Source organism: Carnimonas nigrificans ATCC BAA-78, assembly GCF_000526695.1.
Lineage (GTDB): Bacteria > Pseudomonadota > Gammaproteobacteria > Pseudomonadales > Halomonadaceae > Carnimonas > Carnimonas nigrificans.
In genome coordinates, this window is sequence record NZ_JAGO01000013.1 from 289,924 (window position 1) to 313,459 (window position 23,536).

A 23,536-nucleotide genomic window follows, 5' to 3' on the forward strand; every position below is an offset into this window, starting at 1 on the left:
AACATGCCATTCAAGGCATACCCAGGAGATAACTTATGCGTAAACCAGAACTCGCCGCTGCCATTGCGGAAAAAGCAGATCTTTCCAAGGAAAAGGCAGGTCAGGTCCTCAACGTCATCCTCGACGAAATCACGTCCAGCGTTTCCAAGGGTGAAGACGTTAGCCTGGTAGGCTTCGGTTCTTTCACCGTGCGTGAGCGTGCTGCACGTACCGGCAAAAACCCTCAGACAGGCGCTGAGCTGAAGATTCCTGCCAGCAAAAACGTTAGCTTCAAGGCTGGCAAGGGCCTGAAGGATGCAGTGAAGTAAGGCATCCTTTCCCGTATCGGCGTTCGTATCTTCAGGCTGCTTGAATCACATGGCAGCCTTTCTGCATTCCGAGCGCCGATATTTTGCACTTCCCTTCTGACGACAGCCCTTTATTTCCCTCCTGCTGTCTCTACAGAAAATGCTCCCCGATAGTCATTGCTTGCCTTGCTGCATTTATGCGCTTTACTGGATAAGAGCGTGAATGTTCTGGTATTTATTTATCCACACCCTAAACCCATGTGTGCTCAGGAGAGTTATCCACCATGTACATTGCGATGAATCGTTTCAAGGTACGCCCCGAAGCGACGGAAACATTCGAAAAAATCTGGCTGGAACGCGATAGCCATTTGAAGGAGTTGCCGGGGTTTGTCGAATTCAACCTGCTGCGCGGCCCTGAACGCGACGATCATATGCTCTATTCCTCGCATACGATTTGGCGCTCCTACGATGACTTTATTGCCTGGACCCGCTCCGACGCCTTCCGCGCTGCGCACGCCAATGCCGGTAAGGTGGATCGCGAGGCGATCTATCTGGGGCCGCCCGAGTTTGAAGGCTTTGAATCCCTGCAAACGGTGAAGGCTGATCACCACTAACCTATAACATTGATATGCCGCTGTAGATATCGCGCCCTTTTGCTTCCCATAGCGGAGCTGAGCAAGCGTTGATCACAACGACGAGGACCAGCCATGAGTTTTGGCGTAGATCATCCAGTAGTGGCGGTATCCGACCTGGGGGCCGCGCGCGCGCAGGCCAAAGCGCTCGGGTTTCTGGGGGCATTCACTATGTTCACCCCTGGGGCACTGAAAATGAATTGATCCTCTTCGGAGATACCTTCATTGAGCTGATTAGCATTACACGCCCAGCGCTGGCGGGCCTGGGTGATGCCAATGGCTTTCGCGTTGCGCGCTTGATCGAGGCGCGCATGAAGATGGGCGGCGGCGTAGCGATGGTGGCGCTGCACAGCAAAGACATGGAGCACGACCACGCGCTGATTGAAGCGCAGGGATTTGCGCCCTGGTCGCCGATTACCTTCGAGTGGCAGGCGCGTAATGCGCAAGGGGAGCCATTTGATTCCGGCGTTATTCTCGATTTCCTCCACGATCCCAGGCAGCCCTTTCTCACCCAGTTCTTGTGTCAGCAGCTACGTCCTGATCTGTTGCGCCCCGACGGCCATTTTCCCGATCACCCTAATGGTGCTTCCCGCGTCTCGGCATTGTGGTACGTCAGCGATGATTGGGAGCGCGATATCCACTTCTTTCGCATCATTCATGGCGAAGAGCGTATCAGTGCCGTGGAAGGCGGCTATCACATCGCCACCAGCAAGGCCGATATCTGGCTGGTGCCCCCTGAGCAGGCGAGTAGCAGGCTGCCATCCCTTGGCAGCGTAGCGGCCTTGCCTCCCCGCGTGGTTGCGATATCACTGGAAACCACGGACCTTGCTGCGGCCACCCGAGCGTGGCAACGCAACGGCATCCCTTTCGAGCAGGTCTCTCCACTCGCAGCAGAAGTGCCCGCGACAGTGCTGGGAAATACACTGCTACGGTTTGAACAGTGCGAAGAGTGTCTGTGGTAGAGCGTTGGATGGGTAGCGTGATTTTCTGTTGTTGAGGCGTTTGTATGGCTTATCAGATTCAGTATGTTGATGTATTCGGGAGTGAAGGTTTCTCTGGCAATGCGCTGGCGGTGGTGACGGCCGATGAGGCAATGAACACCGAGTGCATGCAGCGCATTGCCCGCTGGCTCAATCTCGCTGAAACAACATTTCTGCTGCCTCCCAGCGATCCTGAAGCGGATTATCAGGTGCGTATTTTTACGTGTGAGAGGGAGCTTCCTTTTGCGGGGCATCCTACCCTGGGGAGCTGCCAGGCCTGGCTGGCGTCTGGACATACGCCAAGAGAGCATGGCGTTATCATTCAGCAAAGCGCTATCGGCCTTGTCGCTATTCGCCAGATTTCCGACATGCTTTTCTTTGCAGCGCCGCCGTTATTGCGCTCGGGCGCGCCAAGTGAAGAAGAGCGTCAAACAGCCGCTGACTTTCTCGATATTCCTGCTGACAGCATTGTTGAATCTCAATGGGTAGATAACGGACCTGGTTGGCTGGGGATTCGCTTGCGCTCCGCCGAGGCGGTGCTGTCGCTTACTCCCAAAGCGGGCTGGGAGACGCCGATCAAGATTGGTGTTTTTGGCCCTTATCCGCCAGATTCTCCAGCTGCTTTCGAAGTGCGGGCCTTTATCAAGGAAAAGAGCGGCGGCGTGATGGAAGATCCTGTGACGGGGAGTCTGAATGCGTCGCTAGGGCAGTGGATATTTTCAGCGGGAATGGCGAGTCATGACTATATCGCTACCCAGGGAGCTGCGCTGGGCAGGAAGGGGCGCATTGTGGTTCAACAGGATGATGCGGGGCAGGTGTGGGTAGGGGGCACGTCGCGGCTGCATATTGGCGGTACGCTAACGCTTTGAGCGAATAGGCCAATTAAACAGAGCACTTTTCCGTGATGCCATGAAGGGGGCTGCCAACGGCTGAAATTCCCCCGACACCTACACCACGGCGTATTGATTGGCTTCTTCCCCTAACCATCTGCGAATCAGGGGCGCGGCGTGTTCCGGCTGCTGCTGCATGAGCATTGCGCTGAGGCGGTGAACCGGATCAAGAAGATCACGATCACGGGTGAGGTCGGCGATCTTCATGCCGAGCAGGCCGGTCTGGCGTGTGCCGAGCACTTCACCGGGGCCGCGCAGTTCGAGATCCTTTTCCGCAATCTTGAAGCCGTCATTGGTATCGCGCATCACGCTGAGGCGAGCGCGGGAGCTGTCAGACAGCGGTGGATGATAGAGCAATACGCAGAAGCTCTCGGTGCTGCCGCGCCCAACGCGCCCGCGTAGCTGGTGAAGCTGGGCCAGGCCAAGGCGTTCGGGGTTTTCGATAATCATGAGGCTAGCATTGGGTACGTCCACGCCCACTTCGATCACCGTGGTGGCCACCAGCAGATCAATATCGCCCTGCTTGAAGGCGGCCATAACGTCGCTCTTCTCTTTTGCCTTCATGCGCCCATGTACCAGCCCGACCGTAAAGTCAGGCAGTGCTTCAACCAGCGCGGCGTGGGTAGCTTCTGCGGCCTGGCTCTCCAGTGCTTCCGACTCTTCGATCAGGGTACATACCCAATAAGCCTGCCGCCCTGAAATGCACGCGTGGTAAATGCGCTCCACCACTTCGGCGCGGCGGCCATCGGCAATAGCCACCGTTTTAATCGGAGTACGGCCAGGCGGCAGCTCATTGATGACGGAGAGATCAAGGTCGGCGTAGGCGCTCATCGCGAGGGTGCGGGGAATCGGCGTGGCGGTCATGACCAGTTGGTGGGGCGTCATACCGGCGGCTTCACCCTTTTCACGCAGGGCCAGACGCTGGTGCACGCCAAAGCGGTGCTGTTCATCGACAATCGCGAGCGCCAGCCGGTGAAAGTGGACATCCTGCTGAAACAGCGCGTGGGTGCCCACCACGACTTGAGCGCGACCATCGGCAATAGCGGCCTTGGCATCAAGCCGCTGTTTGCCCTTCAGCTTGCCCGCTAACCAGGCCACCTCAATGCCCAGCGGCTCGAACCAGGCACGGAAGCTGCGGAAATGTTGCTCGGCCAGCAACTCGGTTGGGGCCATAACGGCGGCCTGATAGCCTTGCGCGGTGGCACGCAGCGCGGCAGCTGCCGCTACTACCGTCTTGCCTGAGCCGACATCGCCCTGCACCAGTCGCAGCATCGGCACATTGCGTTCTATATCGCGATCAATCTCCGCCAGCACACGGCGCTGGGCAGTGGTGAGGGAGAAGGGCAGCGCGGTAAGAAAGCGCGCCTGGAGCGCATCGCCGCCGCGCAGCATGGGGGCACCATCCTGCTGAATACGCGCCCGCACTTCCCTGAGACTTAGCTGATGCGCCAGCAGTTCCTCGAAGGCCAGGCGACGCTGAGCGGGGTGCGTACCGGCGGCGAGCTGCTCCACCGCTGCATCGGCGGCGGGGTGATGCAGCTCGCGTATCGCATCATGGAGGTGAATCAGTTGAAACTGCTGGCGCAAGGCGTCGCTCAAAAGCTCGGGCAACGCGCTGGAATCGGCATCAAAGCGCTTGAAGGCTTGCTCGATCAGCCCGCGCAAGCGTAGCTGAGTAATGCCTTCCGTGGTGGGGTAGATGGGGGTAAGGCGATCTTCGACAGGATCGGTATCGCCCTCGCCACTGAGCAAGCGGTATTCGGGATGATATATCTCAAGGCCGGTGCTGCCGGTGCGGGCTTCGCCAAACAGACGAATACGCTTGCCGCGGGAAAACTGATTCAACTGGGCGGGTGCAAAATGGTAGAAGCGTAGCGAGAGAATACCGCTGCCGTCCTTGACGCGAACCAGCAGGCTGCGGCGGCGCCCCTGAATAATATCGGCAGCCGTGATTTCGCCATCGACTACTGCCTCCTGGCCCGCGCGTAGCTCGCCAATCGGCGTAATGCGGGTGCGATCCTGATAGCGCAGCGGCAGATGAAACAGCAGATCGGCAATTGAGCTAAGCCCCAGGCGCGCCAGTTTAGCGGCCATGGCATCACCCACCCCCGCCAGTGCCGTGACCGCCTCATTCAACGCGTTCATGGGTATCCCTTGCGAGGTTAGCGTGATTCATCAATGACTGCGCTTTCTGGCTTAGACCGAGCTATCGGAAGTTGCCGTGGCCGGCTCTTGAGGCTTGATGTGCAGCTGATTGGGATCAATGGCGTTGGTGAGCGCATCAATGGCCTTGGGCCGCGGGAAGCTGGCGCGCCACGCAATGGCGACGGAGCGCGAGGGTTGCGGTCCGCTGAATGGGCGGGTTTCGAGCATGCCATCTTCATAGTGACGAATGCCGGTCGCCGAGCGTGGTAGTACGGTGATGCCCAGCCCAGAGGCGACCATATGACGAATGGTTTCCAGTGAACCGCCTTCGGCGACCAGGCCCCCTACCGGTGAGTTGATCTGCTGGCTCAGTGCGGGGCAGGTTTCCAGTATCTGATCGCGGAAACAGTGACCTTCGCCCAGCAGCAGCAGGCGCTCTTCCAGCAGCCAGTCGCGCTCGATCTCTTTTTCCTTCAACCACTTGTGCCCCTTGGGAAGCAGCACTTCAAACGGCTCTTCGTAGATAACCTTGGTCAGCACATCAGGCTCAGTGAAGGGCAGCGCCACGATAATCACGTCAAGCTCACCAGAGCGCAGCTTGCGACGCAGTGCTCCGGTAAAGTTTTCTTCGATATACAGCGGCATTTGCGGTGCCGAATCGGTCAGCGCAGGAACCAGATGCGGGAAGAGATAGGGGCCAATGGTGTAGATGGCGCCCACACGCAGCGGGCTGGAGAGCTGATCCTTGCCTTCGTTGGCAAGCTCCTTGATGACGTTGGCCTGTTCGAGCACACGGGAAGCCTGGGCGATAATCCGCGTGCCCATCGGCGTGACCTGCACGGTGGATTTGCTGCGTTCGAACAGAGCGATACCCAGCTCTTCTTCCAGCTTTTTCACGGCAACGGATAGCGTTGGCTGGGAGACAAAGCAACGTTCGGCAGCGCGACCAAAATGGCGCTCCTGGGAAAGCGTTACGATGTAGCGAAGCTCAGTTAACGTCATCAATCTCTTCCTTTAATTGCTGCCGTGCGGTACTAGCCCTTCAAATACCACCCGCAAGGGCGGGTTTGCTGAAGCCAGCGTAGCCAAGCGATATCCCGGGTCGGGAACAGGATGCAAGAGGCAGTTGCATGGTACACACTCTGTGATTAACAGCGTCTCTTATCATTCTGTTTGCTAGGGAGAAACCCGATGGCAACCACCACCATTCTGATTGTCGGCTGCGGTGACGTAGGCAGTGCGCTCGGCTTGCAGCTAAAAGCGCAAGGCTACCGGATTATCGGTGCGCGCCGCACTCCCCATAGTGTGCCCACTTCCCTTGAGGAGGTACACCTCGACGTTAGCGATAAAGCGTCAGTGGCTGCACTGCCCGATGCCGACGTCCTAGTATACGCTATCAGTGCGGACAAATTCGAAGAAAACGCCTATCAAAGTGCATATTCGCAAGGTTTGGATAATGTGTTGAGTGAATTTGAACAGCGCCCTCGGCCCCCTGAACAGGCGCTGTTTGTGTCATCGACATCCGTGTATGCCCAGTCGCAGGGGGAGACTATCAATGAGAATAGCCCTGCCCAGCCCCACCGTTTTTCCGGTCAGATCATGTGTCAGGCAGAACAGCGGCTGCTGAATAGCCCTCTGGCGGGGTCGGTCGTGCGGCTCTCCGGTATCTATGGGCCGGGGCGGGAGCGGTTAATCAATCAGGTGCGCGATGGATATAAGGTGGCACAGCACCCTGCCGTCTTCACTAACCGTATTCATCGTGATGATGCCGCTGGCGTGCTGGCCTTTCTTATCGAACAGCATCAGCGCGGTGCCACCCTGCACGAGATCTATCTCGCCTCTGATGATGAACCGGCTGCACTCTTCGATGTCATGGCCTGGCTTGCCGAGCGCCTTAAGGTGACACCTTCCCGCGAACTCGATGCCTCTGCCCGGCGGCGTTCCAACAAGCGCTGTTCGAACGCGCGGCTTAAGGCGCAGGGCTACCGTTTTCTTTACCCCAGTTTCAGGGAAGGCTACGGCGCTCTGTTGGAGCCGCCTGAATGAGATAAACAGGTATGAATTTGGCGGGCACTCGCTTAGCGCTGATCGGTTGGAATAGGCAGCCGAAAACAGCGACACCCTGCGAAAGCGTGCCTTCGCAGGGTGTCTTGTGAAGCGACTTGTCTCACCGGAGCTGCCCATCTCGATCGCCTCGGGGGAGGAGTGGGCAGTGCAAGCGATGAATTAATCGCCGATAACCAGCACACCTTCCGCTTCAACCTGAGCGCCTTTCGGCAGTGCTGAAATGCCTACTGCGGCACGGGCAGGGAAGGGGGCAGAGAAGAACTCTTCCATCACCTTGTTGACCTGCGCGAAATTGCCAAGATCGGTCATGTAGATGTTGAGCTTCACAATCTCGCCCAGAGAACCGCCGGCTGCCTTGCAGACAGTTTCCAGATTGGTAAATACCTGACGCGCCTGAGCTTCAATATTGCCCTCTACCAGCTCCATGGTGGCAGGGTCGAGCGGAATCTGGCCGGAGAGATAGATGGTGTTGCCTGCCTTGACGGCCTGTGAATAAGGGCCAATGGCGGCGGGGGCATCGTCGGTTTGAATGACAGCGCGGTTGCTCATGGGGAATCCTGAATATCGGTGATTGTTTAAGCACTGATTTCATCATATTTGGCCGAGGGTGTCTTTACCTGCATGACGCCCTGACCGAAGGAGCACTGTCGCGTGCTTCCGTTCGGTCATGCGGAAGGAAGGGGATGTGATACGAGTGGGGCTAGCAGCAGGCTTCGGCGGTTATCTACCCGGCAATGACGCGGCGCATGCTCTCAAGCTGAGGCAGATTACGCATGCGTTTCATGATGCGTGCCAGGTGAATGCGATCCCGAACATCAATCACCAGCGTGATAATCGTGAGGTGGCTGTCGTTCTCTTCGGTATCAATGCACTCAATATCGGCACCAGCATCGTCGATCAGGGCGGCAATCTGGGCGATCAGGCGCGCGCTGGTCTTGATTTCAAGGCGTAGCGACGAGGGGAGCGAGATGCTTGGATCATCAGGCCAGTCGATATCAACGCTCTGTTCACCCCGGGCCAGCAGCCCAACCGCGTTGGCACATTCGCCACGGTGAATCACGATACCATCGCTATGCGTCAGATGGCCGACAATGCTGTCGCCCGGCAGCGGGAAGCAGCAGCGGGCAAAGCGGAGGCTGTTATTGCTCATGTCGATAGTGAGCGGCTGGAGCCTGGGCAGCGGTGCAAGATCGCCACCGCTGTCGGTTTGCACCAGGCGTCTGGCAATGCTGTAGGCCGTTTTGGACCCCGAGCCAATGGCGTGAAACAGATCATCGGTAGTGTCGAGATTTTCATCGTGCAGCAGCGCTTCCATTGCACCGGGGGCAAGCTGCTCAATGGTCATGTCAAACACGCCCAGCGATTTGCCTAGCAACCGCCGGCCAAAACCCACCGAGTCGCTGTGCTGCTGGTGCTTGAGGACATGTCGAATGGCGGAGCGCGCCCTGGCCGTCGCCACGAAGCTCAGCCAATTGCGGTTGGGCGTGGCGCCAGGTGCCGTGATGACTTCAACCGTCTGCCCGCTGCTCAAGGGCATCGACAGTGAGGCAAGATGGCGATTGACGCGACAGGCAATACAGCTATTACCGATATCAGTATGAACCGCGTAGGCAAAATCGACCGCCGTCGCATTGCGCGGCAGCTCCATGATTTCACCTTTGGGGGTGAACACGTAGATATCGTCGGGGAAAAGATCGTTTTTTACGTGTTCGAAAAATTCGAGTGAACTGCCGGCCTGACGCTGCATCTCCAGCAGGCCCTGTACCCATTCACGAGCGCGCTTGTGGCTACCGGAAACGTCGTTTTGCTCAGTCTGTCCGGCCTTGTAAAGCCAGTGAGCGGCAATTCCGTTGTTGGCCATGGCCTCCATGGCGCGCGTGCGAATCTGCACCTCGATCGGATAGCCATCTACGCCAAACAGCGTGGTATGCAGGCTCTGATAGCCGTTCGATTTGGGGATCGCAATGTAATCCTTGAAGCGCCCCGGCACCGGCTTATATAGCTGATGCACTTTGCCCAGAATGCGGTAGCAGTCGTCCACGCGGTCGGTGATGATGCGAAAGCCAAAGACATCCATCAAATCATTGAAGGATTTGTGCTGGTTGCGCATTTTGCGATAGATCGACAGCAGGTGCTTTTGGCGGCCTGTCAGCGTGCCCGATAGCCCCGCATTATCGAGGGTTTCCTGCAAATTGTTCTGAATTTGGCGCACCAGCGAGCGGCGATTGCCACGGGCATGGGCAACCGCTGAGCGAATACGCTCCGCACGCATGGGGTGAATGGCCTGAAATGCCAGATCTTCCAGCTCGATCCGAATGGTGTTGATACCCAAACGGTTCGCGATGCGGGCATAGATATCAAGCGTTTCACGTGCGATGCGGCGTTTCTTGTCAGGCCGCAGGGAACCCAACGTGCGCATGTTATGCAGGCGGTCAGCGAGCTTGACGATAATCACGCGAATATCGCGTGACATGGCCAGTACCATCTTTTGCAGGTTATCCGCCTGCGCCACGGCCTTGTCTTCGTAGGCTATCTTGGCAAGCTTGGATACGCCATCGACCAGGTTGGCAACTTCAGCGCCAAACTGCTCTTCGAGAGCTTCACGGGTAACGGCGGTATCTTCGATAACATCATGCAGCATGGCCGCCATCAGGCTTTGCGGATCCATGTGCATATTGGCAAGAATATGCGTGACGGCGAGAGGGTGGGTAACGTATGGCTCGCCCGAACGCCGACGCTGGCCATCATGGGCCTGCTCGGCGTAATAGTAGGCGCGCCTTACCTGACGGATCTCATCCTTGGAAAGGTAGCCGTCGAGGCGATCGGCAAGATCATCTATCGCGAACATGTAGTGCGCTGTAGTTGTGATTCGGTTAAACGATCACGCGTCAAATTCGGGCTGTGGCTCGGGGCGAACGCGCGGTGCTGGTGCTTCCACTGGCTCGTCCAGAATCGACTTGTCTACCTGACCGGCGGCAATTTCACGCAGGGCCATAACGGTAGGCTTGTCGTTTTCCCACGCCAGTTCAGGAGTGCGAGAGCCGCGGGCCAGCTGACGGGAGCGACGGCTGGCAATCAGTACCAGCTGGAAGCGATTATCGACATTTTCGAGGCAGTCTTCGACAGTAACGCGCGCCATAATTATCACCTGTTGTGGTGTGAAATAGATAAAGGCAGCAGGAGCAGTACCCCTTGATTGCCTTTACTTTAAGCGATTCTTCGCGAGAAGAAAAAGGGCAGGGAGTTTACTCCGCCTCGCTGGCCGCTGGCAAGAGCGCCGCCAGAGTCTCCTGATGGCGCGCCCGAGCGCGCGCAAGCACATTGCGTTCGGCGCTGATAATGGCTTCCAGCTGCTCAAGGGCTTCATCGAAAACGGTATTAACGATCAGGTAGTCGTATTCATCATGGTGCGACATTTCGCTGACGGCTTCACGCATACGACCGGCAATGATCTCGTCGGAATCCTGCCCGCGATGATTAAGGCGTTCGGCCAGCGCCGTGCGGCTGGGGGGAAGAATGAAAATCGAGCGGGCAGCAGGCTCCAGCGCTCGCACCTGCTGAGCGCCCTGCCAATCTATTTCCAGAATGACATCTTCGCCCTGCGCCAGCCGCCGTTCGACTTCCGCCCTAGAGGTGCCGTACAGATTGTCAAACACCTGCGCATGCTCGAAGAAGGCGCCTTCGCTCACCATGGCGTGGAATTCATCGTGCGTTACAAAATAGTAGTTAACGCCCTGCTGCTCACCCGGACGCATGGCACGGGTCGTATGGGAGATGGATACGCCAATGCCCTTGACGCGTTCGAGCAGCGCTTTGATAAGACTGGTTTTGCCAGCGCCGGAAGGCGCCGAAACGATAAATAGTGTGCCGCGATCAACTGGTGAGGTCATGACTCCAACCCTTGGATTAGCAAGCGGCAAGTATCGCATAACTGCGCGGTGGGTGTCTGTGACGGTTTCATGCTGGCGCAGCGCCACTCGATGAAAAACCTGTGTAGATGCCTTTATGCGCAGCGCCCCTTGCGCACTGAATCAAGGCCAGGCGCATCAAGCGGTTGCAGTGATTCAATGGTCGGTGCAATGATCGTTCGGTGGGCGCGACAGCCCATGGTCACGTAATCATGAATCACTATAAGAGGCGGGGCAGGCATGGCGACATCAATAGTGCTTGGGGCAGGCATGGTCGGTGTATCAACCGCTCTGGCACTACAGCAGCGAGGCGATGATGTACTGCTGGTAGATCGTAAGGGAATTGGCCGCGAAACCAGCTATGGCAATGCCGGTGCTATCCAGACGGAAGCCTGCGAGCCTACAGCCTTCCCGCGCTCCTTTGGTTTCCTTCTGAACGCCGCCACCAAACGGCACAACATGATCAACTGGCACGCCCGAGCGGTTGTCGAAAATCGTTATGCGCTGTGGGAATACTGGCGGAACTCTGCACCAGCCCGACATGCCGCGATTAGCCAATGGTACGAGCGCTTCACCGGCAAAGCAGACGAATACCATGCGCCGCTCGCGAAAGCAGCCAATGCCGAACACCTGATTCGTCACAGTGGCTATATTGCCGCCTGCCGTCAGGCCAGTACCCTTGAGGCGCACCTGAAAGCGGCTGAGCGTCTTACCCAGGGCTGGGGCGTGCCGGTCACCGAACTCAGCAATGAGCAGATTCGTGAGAAGGAACCCGCGCTGAAAATGCCATTGGCCGGCGGGCTATGGTTCAGCAATGTGTGGACCTGCCAAAGCCCAGGCGCGCTTACTCATGCGTATGGTGAACTCTTCAAACAACGCGGCGGCAGCGTGGCCTATGGCGATGCCATGAGCCTTGCCGAGAATGAAGGTGGCGGTTGGTCGGTACTTACCGAAGGAGGGCGTGTTGAAGCGGAGCGTGTCGTGGTCGCGCTCGGCCCCTGGTCCAGCGAGTTGACGGAGCGGTTCGGCTATCGCATTCCGCTGCTGAGAATGCGCGGCTATCACCGCCACTTTGCATCCGCCAATGGCCCGAATAGCGCCATGCTGGACGTTGATAACGCCACCTTCATGTCACCCATGAAGCAAGGCTTGCGAGTGTGTACTGGCGCAGAGATTACCCAGTTTGGCGCGGCTGCCGATCTGCGCCAGATTTCCCGCTCCGAGAAGGCGGCGCGCGAGCTGTTCGAACTGGGCGAGCGCGTCGAAAGCACTCCCTGGATCGGCCACCGCCCCTGCCTACCCGATATGCTGCCAGTGATAGGCCCCGCGCCACGTCATAACGGATTATGGTTCCACTTCGGCCACGCCCACCAGGGGTTCACCGGCGGCCCCGCCGCTGCCCAGTTACTGATGGAGATTATGGTCGATGGCAAATCCCCCGACTGGGCCGAGCATTTTAGCCCCGCAAGGTTTGGGTGAGGGGGAGTGCTTCAGCACGAGGCTTAGGCTATTCCTTTTTGGGGAGTAAAGAAGTAGGAAGAGGGAATAGCTAGCGCTATGGATACTGCCTTTAGGATAGCTGCATCAACCACTCGATGACGGGGATGTCAGCCGGCGCCCAATTCAAATCCTTCAATTCTGATAGCTCACACCACTTAATCTCTGAATGATCGTGCAGCGTTAGGTTAGGTAGTGGGCTCTCTTGTAGCGCTGCCGTCTCTGCATCATGGTCTGCTTCAAATGCCATGGTGGTGACAGGTGGGCTCTGTTTGGTAGGGCTCGGGAAGGCATAAAAACAGTGTAGCTGAATCAATGTGCCCGACACTTCGGTAGTAAATACGCCTACCGCATCTCCCAGCAGAATATCTAGCGCTAGCTCCTCACGAATCTCCCGCACTAGCGCGGCTTCAGATGTTTCTCCTAGCTCAATTTTACCTCCAGGAAATTCCCATAACCCCTCTGACGATTTGCCGGGCGCACGCCGTGCCGCCAGGTAAAGACCGTTGTGAAGAATGATCGCAGCAGAGACAGCAAGAGGCATAAGCGTCCAATAAGAGGTAGATCAGATTAGTCTATTAAAGCATTATCGCTCTTAAGATAATATTCAGAAGGATGAGCATGGCTAAGATAGATCATATCCTAGAGGGCATTGAAGATGAGCGCCATCAACGCGCGCTGCGCTGGTTCCTCGACAGAAAGGGCCAGACCATTTATGCCTCCGAGTTAGATAAGTATGACGATCACAAGCTACGGGTTGTTTCTCAGCAGGGGATTCATAAACCTAAGGTGATTGACTATGCCCTGACGATTAAAGTCAATACTGGTAGTAAATACGAAGAGGGAGAAGAGCTGAACACCTATCCGGATGGAGGGTGGCGTTGCCGGTATCACCAGTTTGAGGGCAGTCGTCAGAATAAACGGTGGGAAGAGGCAGCGCCTAATGTGGCCTTGAGGAACTGCCTGAATGATCAGATACCGATTGTTCTGCTCGAACGGGTTGTGCAAAAACCGAAGCCTGTTGAGTACTTTATTCATGGGTTGGGGTTGGTAACGAACTATAACTCTCCCTATTTTATGATTGAGGGAGTATCTAATAACGGCCAGCTATTGACTTATAAGGATTTGGATACAGATAGCCACTATCATTTAAATGACAATTACCAACCGAATGAGGTGGGTGAGCGGGAAAGGCAACAAAGGTTGATCTATATACGGCAGGGGCAACAAAAATTTCGTTCCCGTCTATTAGATGCCTATAGCTCAAGTTGCTGCGTGACGGGGTGTGACGTGAGAGAGGTTTTAGAGGCGGCGCACATTAGCCCCTATCGAGGGAGCGTTACTCATCACATCCAGAATGGCTTATTGCTTAGAGCAGACATTCATACGTTGCTTGATTTAGGTGGTTGCTACATTTCGGGTGATTATAAAATTATTTTTTCTAATATACATAGGCATTCAGGCACTTATAAAGAATACCATGCAAAGATTATAGCGCTGCCGCATGATGCTTCTGAGTACCCTAGCCAAGCAGCGCTTCATGCTCAGGAAGAGTGGGCAAAAACAAAGTTCGACTATTCTTGATGCTGCCTCTTCCACCACGCCTTCCTGCCCCTTCTACCCCTGCTCCATCTCCTTCAGCAGTCTGGCAAGTTGTTCACGCTTGGCGCCGTCAATCGACTGAAGGGGGAGGGGCAGGCAGGGGGAGTGTGTGAGCGATAGCATTTCAGCGGCGGCGGCAATGACCCTCACACTGCCGCCGCATTGGCTGAACAGGGTCCAGAGTGGCTGGAGCTGTTCGGACAGTCGCGTGGCTTCGTGAAGGTTTCCTGATTGTGAGGCGCGCGTAATGGCTAGCGCTGTTTTTGGAAACAATCCACCTATGACCGAATACCATAGATCGCATCCGGCGTTCAGGCCGGTGGCGGCACTGGCATCGCCGCTAATACCAATCGTGACGTGTTCGGGAATCAGGGCACGCAAGCGGTCGATGCGTGTTCTCGCCGCTTCTAGGTCAGCGGGAACGTTGGTGGCTGGCAGCTTGATAGAACGCACCTGAGGTAGCCGGGCGATCCTGCCATGTAGCTCATCACTAAAGTTGAAATGGGTGGTTGTGGGGTTGTCATACACGCACAGCGGTACAGAGAGATTGCGCGTCACAGTTTCATAGAGGTTAAACACTTCCTCATCGGTCAGCGCCTGATAAGAGATGGGTGCCAGCAATACCGCGGCAGCCCCGGTCTGTTGCGCATCGTCTGCCAGGGCCAGTACATGGCTTGTGCGCAGCGCGCCAATGCCCACCATGACCGGTATATCCTGCGCCTGCTCCACGGCCAGCTGCGTAATGCGCAGGCGTTCGGCGCGCGTGAGGTAGGCATAGCTACCGGTAGAGCCAAGCACGCCGATGGAATCAACGCGGGCCTCGACCAGTCGCTTCATCAGTGTTGAGAAGGCAGCCTCGTCAATGCCGCTCTCGCTCATCGGGGTCAGCGGGAATGCGCTCAGTCCAGAAAACATTATCGTCTCTCTCTTCTTTTTGTCGTTGTTGGTGGTAGCGGGCCTGGCCCTCACTCTACATTCTGCACTTGCTCTCTTATCTGTTCGATCAGCACCTTTAGCTCGACGGCGCGGTGGGTGGTTTCCTTGACTACTGATTTGGAGGCGAGGGTATTGGCCTCGCGGTTCAGCTCCTGCACCAGAAAATCGAGGCGACGGCCTACCGGTTGCTGGCTGCCAAGCTGGTGACGAATTTCGCTGACGTGGCTGGTCAAGCGGTCAAGCTCTTCGGCGACATCGGCGCGTTGCACCAGCATCGCCAGCTCTGCCCCCAAACGATGGTCATCCAGCTCCAGTGAAGCGGCGCTGGCGCGCTCCAGCAGCAGGTGGCGCTGACGCTCGACAATGGCAGGCAGCAGCTCGCGAATGGCGGCGGTTTCCTGCTCAATGGCGTCGAGGCGTTCCCCGATGATTGTTGTGAGGCGAGCACCTTCACGTTCGCGGGCCTCTTCAAGGGCAGCCAGCCCCTGATCGAACAGCGTCACGGCCGCCTCCCGCAGCGCTTGAACCTGAACGGTACTGGAGGCGATCACGCCGGGCCACTGGAGCACGTCGAGGCTTGTGGGCTGGGCGATGCCGACGATGCGCTGTTCGACTTCTTCCATGGCGCGCTGTAGATGATTGAGGCGTTCGCTATCCACCCGCAGGGTGCCTTCCTGCTGTTCGGAAAAATAGCGCAGCGTGATATCCACCTTGCCGCGCTGAATGCGGCCACGTAGCTGTTCACGGAAATTGGGTTCAAGGGAGCGCAGTTGCGTGGCGAGCTGGAAATTAAGGTCCAGATGGCGCTGGTTAACCGTGCGCAACTCCAGTTCCAGGCGCCCCCATTCGGCGCTGGCATCTTCGCGCGAAAAGCCGGTCATGCTACGCATTCGTTATCTCCTGGCTGGGGCGAGTACAAGTTAAGGTTAGTGTAACAACTGTTGGGAGTGGTCGCTTCAGGCCGGCGGAATTCGGCCTGGCCGGTGATACGCGTTAGAATAGCGGAATTCTGCAACAGGGCCGGTTGGTCGCTGGTTGCCGCTATTCACTCTCCAGGTGGTTAAAATCCTTATGCGTCCCAGTGGAAGAGAGGCGAATGCGCCTCGCGAAGTTCGTATTACCCGTGAATACACTATGCACGCCGAAGGTTCAGTGCTGATTGAGTTCGGCAATACCAAGGTGCTGTGCACTGCCAGTGTTGAAGAAGGTGTGCCGCGCTGGCTGCGGGGCAAGGGGCAGGGCTGGATCACGGCGGAATATGGCATGTTGCCGCGTGCCACCAATACTCGCGGCGGACGTGAAGCCGCACGCGGCAAGCAGAGCGGTCGTACCGTTGAAATCCAGCGTCTGATTGGCCGTTCGCTGCGGGCGGCGGTTGATCTCAAGAAGCTGGGCGAGTTCACCATTACCATCGACTGCGACGTGATTCAGGCCGATGGCGGTACGCGCACGGCCTCCATTACCGGTGGCTGTGTCGCGCTGGTGGATGCGCTGCACTACCTGCAACGTAACAAGAAGATCAAATCTGATCCGCTGCGCCGGCTGGTGTCATCGGTATCGGTAGGGGTCTACAAGGGCAATCCGGTGGTCGATCTCGACTATGCCGAGGACTCCAACGCGGACACCGATCTCAACGTGGTGATGACCGACGATGGCGGCTTGATCGAAGTGCAGGGCACCGCTGAAAAAGCGCCGTTCTCTCGCAGCGAGCTGAACGCCATGCTGGATCTGGCCGAAGGCGCTGGTACCACCTTGTTTGAGCAGCAGCGAAAAGCGCTGGGTCTGGTGTGATAGCCGTAACTGGCAGGAGGGGGAGCGTATGACATCGCCAGCCAAGGCGTTATTGCTGTACAGCACGACCGATGGTCATACCCGTCGCATCGTCGAGGTAATTGCTGAATCCCTTGCTGCTCAAGGGGTTGAGAGCGATGTGGTTGATATCAATAGCGGTGAGCCGCCTTCACCCGAGCGCTACACCGCGGTATTGATCGGCGCGTCGATTCGCTACGGCAAGTTCAAGCCCACGGTGGCACGCTACGCTTCCACCTACGCAGAGCAGTTGAATCAGAAGATTTCTGCCTTTGTCGCGGTGAATCTGACGGCGCGCAAGGAAGAGAAACGCTCACCGACCACCAACGCCTATACGCACAAGTTTTTGGAAGCGACCCCCTGGCAGCCTGGGCATTGTGAAGTGGTGGCAGGCGCGCTGCGCTATCCGCGCTATCGCTTGTTTGATCGGCTGATGATTCAGCTCATCATGAAGATGACCGGCGGTGAAACCGACCCCTCCAAGGAGATCGACTACACCGATTGGGAGCGTGTATCGGCATTTGGGCGGGAGTGGGGCGAGCAGATCAGGGCTCACTAGGCCATCCATTAAAAAACCACCCGTCGCGCTGGTTATTCTCCATAGTGAGAGTACGCAGCGCGGCGAGTGGTTTTGCGCGGAGGGAAGGTGAGCGAGAGAACTAGATCTCGATATCGTATTCGACGATAAGCGGCGCGTGCTCGGAGAAGGTGGCGTCGGTGTCGATCCAGGCATTCACGATGTTGCGCTGGAGGTTAGGGCCAACCACCTGATAATCGAGGCGCCAGCCGTCCTGACGGTTGCGCGGTACTTCCTGGTCGAGATGCGGCCACCATGTATAGCGTTCGGCGTCGCGGTCGATTTCACGGAAGGTGTCAATAAAGCCCAGCGGGCCAAAGACCTGATCCATAAAGGCGCGCTCTTCAGCACGGAAGCCGGGCGCCACCTGATAGTCCGCCCAGTGACGCACATCAATGGTTTTATGCGCAATCTGCCAGGTGCCGCAGATGATGTACTCACGGCGCTTGCGGCGCAGCTTGTTCAGATAATCGCTGTAGTGCGTAATGAACTTGAGCTTCGCTTCAGGATCTTCAGGCATCAGGAAGGACGCAACGCTGAACTTGTCGTAGTCAGCCTGTAAAAAACGGCCTTCATGATCGCACTGCTCAAACCCTAATCCATACATGATGGCCTTGGGGATATGGCGGCAGTAAATGCCTACGCCCGACATGCCGTCCTGCTCGGCATCAAGGAAATAGCCTTCGAACCCTTCCGGATAGAGAATATCGTCGCTCAATTCGAAGCTTTTGACTTTGAGATTCTGCACGCAAACGACATCAGCGTCCTGCTGACGCAGCCAGTCCAGGAAACCGCGTTCTACCGCGTCCTTGATGCCATTGACGTTGATGGTGGCTATTTTCATACATGGTCCCTTAATTTCCGCGCGTGTATGATACCCGAGATTTCTACTTTTTAGTTAACAGCGTCACTTATTCATTTAAGTTCGGCGCATGTCAGGGACACACGCCATGTACGATTACCAACGCCACTTCATCGAGTTTGCGATTGCCGAGCACGTTCTCTCGTTTGGTAGCTTTACGTTGAAATCGGGCCGTGTGAGTCCGTACTTCTTCAATGCGGGCCGGTTCCAGAGCGGTAAAGCGCTTGCCACGCTGGGGCGGTCATATGCTGAGTCAATCGAGCGTTCAGCACCAGAGTTTGATCTATTGTTTGGCCCCGCCTACAAGGGTATTCCTCTTGCGGCGGCCACGGCAGTGGCGCTCTCTGATCATTTTGATCGGGATGTTGCCTACGCGTTCAATCGCAAGGAAGCGAAAGATCATGGCGAAGGTGGCTCCATCGTAGGTGCCGCACTGCAAGGACGTGTCCTGATCATAGACGATGTTATTACTGCGGGTACGGCAATTCGTGAATCAATTGAGTTAATTCGTGCCCATGGCGCAACGCCTGCGGGCGTGGTCGTTGCACTCGACCGTCAGGAGCGTGCGGGCGATGAGAATTCCTCCAGCGCTATTCAAGCGGTAGAAGCTGAATTTGGCATTCCGGTGATTCCGATCATTGGCCTCGACAGCATTCTTGATTTCCTTGAAACCGAGAGTAACACTGATCTGGATCAGTACGCGCCCGATATCCGTGCCTATCGAGAGCGTTACGGCGTTTAAGGCTGGTTTTTCTTGAGCTGGTCTGTGTGAAGCGCTTAGTATTGTCGTAAGAAAACACTGTTTCCTTAAGGGCCTGGCGTAGCCAAGCCTTATTTTTGAATGCGGCAACCGTCGCTCCTTCTGTTTCTCCACGAAGAGCAACATCATGTTTAAACGTATTACTTCTATCACGCTGGCGTCAGCAGGCTTGCTGCTGGCGGCGCATCAGGCATCCGCTTTCAGCCTGTCAGCCAATGGCGGCAAGGATACCCAGGGCATCAGCGCTACCCAGAACCTAGCTCCGATGCTGAGCTCCGAGTTTGGTTATCAGCACTCTGACTACCATGACTCCAACGCTGACGTTTACTCGGCAGGGCTGATGGTTCACCCGTGGTGGACGCCTTTCGCTGACGTAAGCGGTGGCCTGCGCTATCAGTATCAGGATACCCGCTATGGCGGCGGCGGCGGCGTTGGCATGGTGGTCTCGGCCTTTTCAAAAACCCCCGTACCGCTGGTATCCGTAGGGGCGGAAGGTAACTACACCCCCAACGGCCTGACCCACGGCAACCTCTCCAGCAGCTGGGGTGCTTCGGCGCAAGCGCGTGTGACGCTGATGGCGCGTACTTACGGTTACGTCGGTTACCGCGTCCAGAAAAGCAAATTCAGCGGTGAAGGCAACCACGAAATCTTCAGCGGCCCCGTGGTTGGGGTAAGCGTCGGTTTCTGATTGCTCCTTTGCTGTCATCAAACGGCGCCCGCAGGCGCCGTTTGTGTTTCAGGCGTTTTGTGCCGGTTCTGCTCTTGCCAGGTTGCCTTGACTCCCCCTGACCCGACTCCAGCGATCGGGTATTATGGCGACCCTCTTCCCACTTCATCCGCGGCTAATAAGCTCATGCTTGATATCGTGCTGTTCGAACCGGAAATTGCGCCCAATACCGGTAACATCATACGTTTGTGTGCCAACACTGGCTTCAGACTGCATCTGATCGAACCCATGGGCTTTGCGCTGGATGACCGACGCTTGCGCAGGGCCGGGCTTGATTACCATGAGTGGGCCGATATGCAGGTGCACAAGGATTTCGCGGCGTTTATGCAGCAGGTCGCGCCTGAACGAGTGTTTGCCATTACCACCAAAGGCCGCACCTATCATCACGAACCCGACTATCGCGCTGGTGATGCACTGCTGTTTGGCCCTGAAAGCCGCGGTTTGCCCGCGTCGATTATCGAATCACTGCCCGCTGCGCAGCGCTTGAGAATTCCGATGCGTGAAAATAGCCGTAGCCTTAATCTCTCGAACGCCTGTGCGGTGATGGTGTATGAAGCGTGGCGTCAGCTAGGTTTTGACGGCGCTGGGCTACCTGGTGGCATGGAGGCAAAGTAATCAATGAGTGATGAGACTTCCGCGCAGATCAGGAATCGCGTAGCCAAACTCAACCCGCGCCAGCAGGAAGCGGTTCGCTATATTGATGGCCCCTGTCTGGTACTGGCCGGAGCGGGTTCCGGCAAAACCAGCGTGATTACCACCAAAATTGCCTATCTGGTGCTTGAGTGCGGCATGAGCGCCAGACGTATTGCGGCAGTGACCTTCACCAACAAGGCGGCGCGCGAGATGAAAGAGCGCGTCAGCAGTATGTTGCCCGGCAAGTCAGGCCACGGCTTGACGGTCTCCACCTTCCATACCCTGGGGCTGAATATCATTCGCGCCGAGCTGAAGCGTCTGGGCTACCGCTCCGGCTTCTCGTTGTTCGACCCCGAGGATGCGCGTGCGCTGCTGCGTGACCTGATGCACAAGGACGCGCAGGTCGATAAGGATCAGATTCAGCAGGTACAGAACCTGATTTCGACGTGGAAGAACGATCTGGTCTCACCAGGCCAGGCCGCTTCCCATGCCGAGACCAAGGAGCAGGAGTTCGCGGCGCATGTGTACGAATCATATGTGCGCCACCTGAAAGCGTATAACGCCGTCGATTTTGACGATCTGATCTATTTGCCGGCCACGCTGTTCGAGTCTGATCCTGAAGCGCTGGCCCGCTGGCAGAAGCGCATTCATTACATGCTGGTGGATGAATATCAGGACACCAACTCAAGCCAGTATCGCCTGGTGCGGCTGCTGATGGGCGAGCGCCAGACCTTCACGGTAGTGGGCGACGATGACCAGTCGATCTACGCCTGGCGCGGCGCACGTCCCGAGAATCTGGTGCAGCTGGGCGAGGATTTCCCGCGCCTGAACGTGATCAAGCTGGAGCAGAACTACCGCTCTACGGCGCTGATTTTGAAGGCTGCCAACACCCTGATTGCCAACAACCCCCACGTCTATGAGAAGACGCTGTGGTCGCAAATGGGCGAAGGGGAGGCCATTCGTATCTTGATGTGCCGCAATGAAGAGGCGGAAACCGAACGAGTCGCCAGTGAGATTCTGACCCGTCGCATCAAGCTGAACGCGAAATGGCGCGACTTCGCGGTGCTTTATCGCGGCAACTTTCAGGCAAGGTTGCTGGAGCTTAAGCTTCAGCATTACCAGATTCCCTACAAGCTCTCGGGCGGCACTTCGTTTTTCTCGCGTAACGAAATCAAGGACGCGATGGCCTATCTACGGCTTTTGATCAATCCCGCCGATGACAACGCCTTCCTGCGTATCGTGAACGTGCCGCGCCGCGAAATTGGCCCCACCACCATCGAAAAGCTCGCCAATTATGCCGCCCAGCGTGAAGTGAGCCTCTTCGCGGCCAGCGGCGAGCTAGGGCTTAACGAGGTGCTGCCGGAAAAAGCGCTCAAGCGGCTGGAGTGGTTTTGCCGCTTTATCGAGGGCGTGCGCAGGCGCATGGATCAGGGCAGCGCGCTGAGTGCCATTCGCCAGATGTTTGAAGAGATGGATTACGAAGCCTGGCTGCATCAGAACGCCAGTGCGCCGGTGGTGGCTGAGAAGCGCATGAAAAATATCTGGACGCTGATTGATCAGCTCGAGAAGTCGGTACAGCGCCATCAGGATGATGACTCCGGCGTAGAAGAAGAAGGTGAAACCGACGACGTGGAGTCAGCGATTTCACGGCTGGTGTTGCGCGATATTCTCGACCAGCAGGCCGAAGAGGATGACACCGATCGCGTGCAGCTTCTGACCCTCCACGCCTCAAAGGGGCTTGAATACCCGCACGTATATATCATGGGGCTGGAAGAAGACCTGTTGCCGCACCGCAACTCCATCGAAGTAGGCACCGTAGAAGAGGAGCGTCGGCTTGCCTATGTGGGCATCACCCGCGCGCGGCGTACCCTGACGCTCACCCTCGCCAAGCAGCGCAAGGCCTTCGGTGAAATGATGGAGTGCGCCCCCAGCCGCTTCCTCGACGAACTGCCGCAGGACATCCTCGAATGGGAAGGCCGCGCCGATAAGGAAGATCCCGAGAAAAAACATCAGCGCGGTGCCAGCGCCATCGCGGGGCTACGTTCCCTGTTGGGATAGGGGCATTCCCTTCAGGTTATCCACACCCGGAATAGATTCAGCGCAGCATCCCCTTGTGGATAATCTATTCCGCTTGGTCCGCCACTCTGGACAGCCGACCTTTCACCACGTAGGATACGGCGCAGCTCATTGGTCACTGCGCTCGCAGTCCCAACGCCAATAGCTCCTACCACAATGCGCCTGTAGCTCAGCTGGATAGAGTACTGCCCTCCGAAGGCAGGGGTCATGGGTTCGAATCCCGTCAGGCGCGCCATTTCTCTGCTGATTCCCCCATCGTCCGCTATAGCTGTCGAAATTGCGTTTTTGCACTATATGAAAGCTGACCTGTGTGCGGGAAATTGCGGAGTTTGCAGAGGCGATTGCCTTCAGTAGATCCAAGCATGAAGCTTTTATGTGTCTCTCCTCGTTGCGTTTGGCCCCTGTTGCACTGAGCAACTGAGGCTTGTCACAATTGATCAAGTAGTTTCCAATTTGTTCCACTAGCTGCATAGCGCGTCTATTCAGGCTGAACGCCTGAGAAATGCAATGCCGAAATTATGATGGATGGATGCCAATTACTTTGAATATCGATTCTCTGGTTTCGCAGCTTACGCCGTATATGTCTGATGCCCTACCAGGCATAGCTACAAACCTGACTTCAAAAGGAATTGAAGTTACTACCGCGACGATGGCTGCGGGATTGCAATCCATAGGCAGGTCGATATCGCGACGATTTTGGCAGGCGCGGGCGTCCTCGAATGCACATATGGCATTTGAACGGAGCTGGGCCGAGGCATTAACGCTGTCTCAGCGCGAGAAGGCCATTCGCGATCTGTTGTGTAGTTGTAGTGGTCAAGTGCTTTTGGCCACCGAGCTTTGAGCATTCCAGTAGTTCTTTTCTGCCAAATTCGGCGGTATCCCATCGTTATGCTTGTGCGGCCGGAGGCTGCTGTAGTAACCGATCATATAATCAGTGACAGATCGCTTCGCCGCAGCAACATCGGGATAGCCGATCTCTGGTATCCATTCCGTTTTCAGGCTTCTGAAGAAGCGCTCTGTTGGGGCATTGTCCCAGCAATTGCCACGGCGACTGAGACTCAGTGTCATTCGGTAGCGCCAGAGCATCTGCCGGAATGCCCGGCTGGTGTACTGGCAACCCTGATCCGAATGAAACAGGATATTCCGTG

General features: G+C 56.7%; 26 protein-coding genes and 1 tRNA gene. 15 read left to right on the forward strand and 12 right to left on the reverse strand.

The window, feature by feature from the left end; genetic code table 11:
* Positions 1-35: 35 nt before the first annotated feature.
* From L881_RS0108755 to L881_RS0108775, 5 genes are all read left to right on the forward strand, one after another.
* On the forward strand, positions 36-308 hold the full coding sequence (locus L881_RS0108755; RefSeq protein WP_025733331.1) for an HU family DNA-binding protein: 273 nt from the start codon (positions 36-38) through the stop codon (positions 306-308).
* 263 nt (positions 309-571) lie between these two features.
* Positions 572-901, forward strand: coding sequence for a heme-degrading protein HmuQ (gene hmuQ / locus L881_RS0108760; protein WP_025733332.1), 330 nt, complete (start codon positions 572-574; stop codon positions 899-901).
* Between the two features lie 93 nt (positions 902-994).
* A complete protein-coding gene (locus L881_RS14065) occupies positions 995-1,123 on the forward strand; it encodes a hypothetical protein (RefSeq protein ID WP_281172178.1) in 129 nt (42 codons plus the stop codon).
* Complete coding sequence (locus tag L881_RS0108770) at positions 1,120-1,881, forward strand: VOC family protein (protein WP_025733333.1); 762 nt, start codon at positions 1,120-1,122, stop codon at positions 1,879-1,881. Before L881_RS14065 ends, L881_RS0108770 begins: the two co-directional genes overlap by 4 nt.
* Positions 1,882-1,925: 44 nt before the next feature.
* Positions 1,926-2,768 (forward strand): PhzF family phenazine biosynthesis protein, encoded by an 843-nt coding sequence (locus L881_RS0108775; RefSeq protein ID WP_025733334.1) that lies wholly within the window; start codon positions 1,926-1,928, stop codon positions 2,766-2,768.
* A gap of 78 nt (positions 2,769-2,846) precedes the next feature.
* Here L881_RS0108775 and recG read toward each other — a convergent pair whose 3' ends face one another.
* Positions 2,847-4,934, reverse strand: a complete 2,088-nt coding sequence (recG, locus tag L881_RS0108780; protein WP_025733335.1) for an ATP-dependent DNA helicase RecG — start codon at positions 4,932-4,934, stop codon at positions 2,847-2,849.
* Between the two features lie 51 nt (positions 4,935-4,985).
* On the reverse strand, positions 4,986-5,936 hold the full coding sequence (locus L881_RS0108785) for a hydrogen peroxide-inducible genes activator (RefSeq protein ID WP_025733336.1): 951 nt from the start codon (positions 5,934-5,936) through the stop codon (positions 4,986-4,988).
* 189 nt (positions 5,937-6,125) lie between these two features.
* Between L881_RS0108785 and L881_RS0108790 the strand changes: the two genes are divergently transcribed.
* Entirely contained in the window at positions 6,126-6,980 is an 855-nt protein-coding gene (locus L881_RS0108790) for an SDR family oxidoreductase (RefSeq protein ID WP_025733337.1), read from the forward strand.
* Positions 6,981-7,160: 180 nt separating this feature from the next.
* Here L881_RS0108790 and L881_RS0108795 read toward each other — a convergent pair whose 3' ends face one another.
* The 5 genes from L881_RS0108795 to L881_RS13780 form a co-directional block, all read right to left on the reverse strand.
* A complete protein-coding gene (locus L881_RS0108795) occupies positions 7,161-7,550 on the reverse strand; it encodes a RidA family protein (RefSeq protein WP_025733338.1) in 390 nt (129 codons plus the stop codon).
* Positions 7,551-7,725: 175 nt separating this feature from the next.
* Complete coding sequence (locus L881_RS0108800) at positions 7,726-9,849, reverse strand: RelA/SpoT family protein (RefSeq protein ID WP_025733339.1); 2,124 nt, start codon at positions 9,847-9,849, stop codon at positions 7,726-7,728.
* 33 nt (positions 9,850-9,882) lie between these two features.
* Entirely contained in the window at positions 9,883-10,140 is a 258-nt protein-coding gene (rpoZ, locus tag L881_RS0108805; RefSeq protein WP_025733340.1) for a DNA-directed RNA polymerase subunit omega, read from the reverse strand.
* Between the two features lie 106 nt (positions 10,141-10,246).
* Positions 10,247-10,891 (reverse strand): guanylate kinase, encoded by a 645-nt coding sequence (gmk, locus tag L881_RS0108810; protein ID WP_025733341.1) that lies wholly within the window; start codon positions 10,889-10,891, stop codon positions 10,247-10,249.
* Between the two features lie 113 nt (positions 10,892-11,004).
* Positions 11,005-11,151, reverse strand: coding sequence for a hypothetical protein (locus tag L881_RS13780; protein ID WP_156926533.1), 147 nt, complete (start codon positions 11,149-11,151; stop codon positions 11,005-11,007).
* On the opposite strand from L881_RS13780, the gene L881_RS0108820 reads away from it, so the two are divergent.
* Positions 11,150-12,388 carry an NAD(P)/FAD-dependent oxidoreductase gene (locus L881_RS0108820; RefSeq protein WP_025733342.1) on the forward strand — a complete coding sequence of 413 codons (1,239 nt, stop codon included), beginning with the start codon at positions 11,150-11,152 and terminating at the stop codon, positions 12,386-12,388. The two genes, L881_RS13780 and L881_RS0108820, sit on opposite strands and share 2 nt — an antisense overlap.
* Positions 12,389-12,479: 91 nt before the next feature.
* On the opposite strand, the gene L881_RS0108825 is transcribed toward L881_RS0108820, so the two are convergent.
* A complete protein-coding gene (locus L881_RS0108825; RefSeq protein WP_025733343.1) occupies positions 12,480-12,950 on the reverse strand; it encodes a (deoxy)nucleoside triphosphate pyrophosphohydrolase in 471 nt (156 codons plus the stop codon).
* 77 nt (positions 12,951-13,027) lie between these two features.
* On the opposite strand from L881_RS0108825, the gene L881_RS13900 reads away from it, so the two are divergent.
* Positions 13,028-13,990, forward strand: coding sequence for an HNH endonuclease (locus L881_RS13900; RefSeq protein WP_025733344.1), 963 nt, complete (start codon positions 13,028-13,030; stop codon positions 13,988-13,990).
* Between the two features lie 33 nt (positions 13,991-14,023).
* Here L881_RS13900 and L881_RS0108835 read toward each other — a convergent pair whose 3' ends face one another.
* Together L881_RS0108835 and L881_RS0108840 are read right to left on the reverse strand one after the other, a co-directional pair.
* Positions 14,024-14,923 (reverse strand): dihydrodipicolinate synthase family protein, encoded by a 900-nt coding sequence (locus L881_RS0108835; RefSeq protein ID WP_025733345.1) that lies wholly within the window; start codon positions 14,921-14,923, stop codon positions 14,024-14,026.
* A gap of 50 nt (positions 14,924-14,973) precedes the next feature.
* Positions 14,974-15,834, reverse strand: coding sequence for a YicC/YloC family endoribonuclease (locus L881_RS0108840; RefSeq protein ID WP_025733346.1), 861 nt, complete (start codon positions 15,832-15,834; stop codon positions 14,974-14,976).
* A gap of 181 nt (positions 15,835-16,015) precedes the next feature.
* Here L881_RS0108840 and rph point away from each other — a divergent pair, with 181 nt between their 5' ends.
* The gene (gene rph, locus L881_RS0108845) at positions 16,016-16,735 is read left to right on the forward strand and encodes a ribonuclease PH (RefSeq protein WP_034578967.1); all 720 of its coding nucleotides are present in this window, start codon (positions 16,016-16,018) and stop codon (positions 16,733-16,735) included.
* A 28-nt stretch (positions 16,736-16,763) separates the two neighbouring features.
* The gene (hemG, locus tag L881_RS0108850) at positions 16,764-17,312 is read left to right on the forward strand and encodes a menaquinone-dependent protoporphyrinogen IX dehydrogenase (protein WP_025733348.1); all 549 of its coding nucleotides are present in this window, start codon (positions 16,764-16,766) and stop codon (positions 17,310-17,312) included.
* Positions 17,313-17,412: 100 nt separating this feature from the next.
* Here hemG and L881_RS0108855 read toward each other — a convergent pair whose 3' ends face one another.
* Positions 17,413-18,174 (reverse strand): exodeoxyribonuclease III, encoded by a 762-nt coding sequence (locus tag L881_RS0108855; protein ID WP_025733349.1) that lies wholly within the window; start codon positions 18,172-18,174, stop codon positions 17,413-17,415.
* Between the two features lie 106 nt (positions 18,175-18,280).
* Here L881_RS0108855 and pyrE point away from each other — a divergent pair, with 106 nt between their 5' ends.
* The 5 genes from pyrE to L881_RS0108880 all read left to right on the forward strand — a co-directional run bounded on the left by pyrE (position 18,281) and on the right by L881_RS0108880 (position 22,623).
* Positions 18,281-18,934, forward strand: a complete 654-nt coding sequence (gene pyrE / locus L881_RS0108860; protein WP_084055464.1) for an orotate phosphoribosyltransferase — start codon at positions 18,281-18,283, stop codon at positions 18,932-18,934.
* Between the two features lie 145 nt (positions 18,935-19,079).
* A complete protein-coding gene (locus L881_RS0108865; RefSeq protein WP_025733351.1) occupies positions 19,080-19,640 on the forward strand; it encodes a YfaZ family outer membrane protein in 561 nt (186 codons plus the stop codon).
* 165 nt (positions 19,641-19,805) lie between these two features.
* The gene (gene trmL, locus L881_RS0108870; RefSeq protein WP_025733352.1) at positions 19,806-20,294 is read left to right on the forward strand and encodes a tRNA (uridine(34)/cytosine(34)/5-carboxymethylaminomethyluridine(34)-2'-O)-methyltransferase TrmL; all 489 of its coding nucleotides are present in this window, start codon (positions 19,806-19,808) and stop codon (positions 20,292-20,294) included.
* Between the two features lie 3 nt (positions 20,295-20,297).
* Positions 20,298-22,370, forward strand: coding sequence for a DNA helicase Rep (rep, locus tag L881_RS0108875; protein ID WP_025733353.1), 2,073 nt, complete (start codon positions 20,298-20,300; stop codon positions 22,368-22,370).
* Positions 22,371-22,546: 176 nt separating this feature from the next.
* A tRNA-Arg gene (locus tag L881_RS0108880) sits at positions 22,547-22,623 on the forward strand.
* 578 nt (positions 22,624-23,201) lie between these two features.
* On the opposite strand, the gene L881_RS13615 is transcribed toward L881_RS0108880, so the two are convergent.
* The coding region (locus L881_RS13615) for an integrase core domain-containing protein (RefSeq protein ID WP_025733354.1) at positions 23,202-23,536 on the reverse strand (335 nt) is incomplete at its 5' end.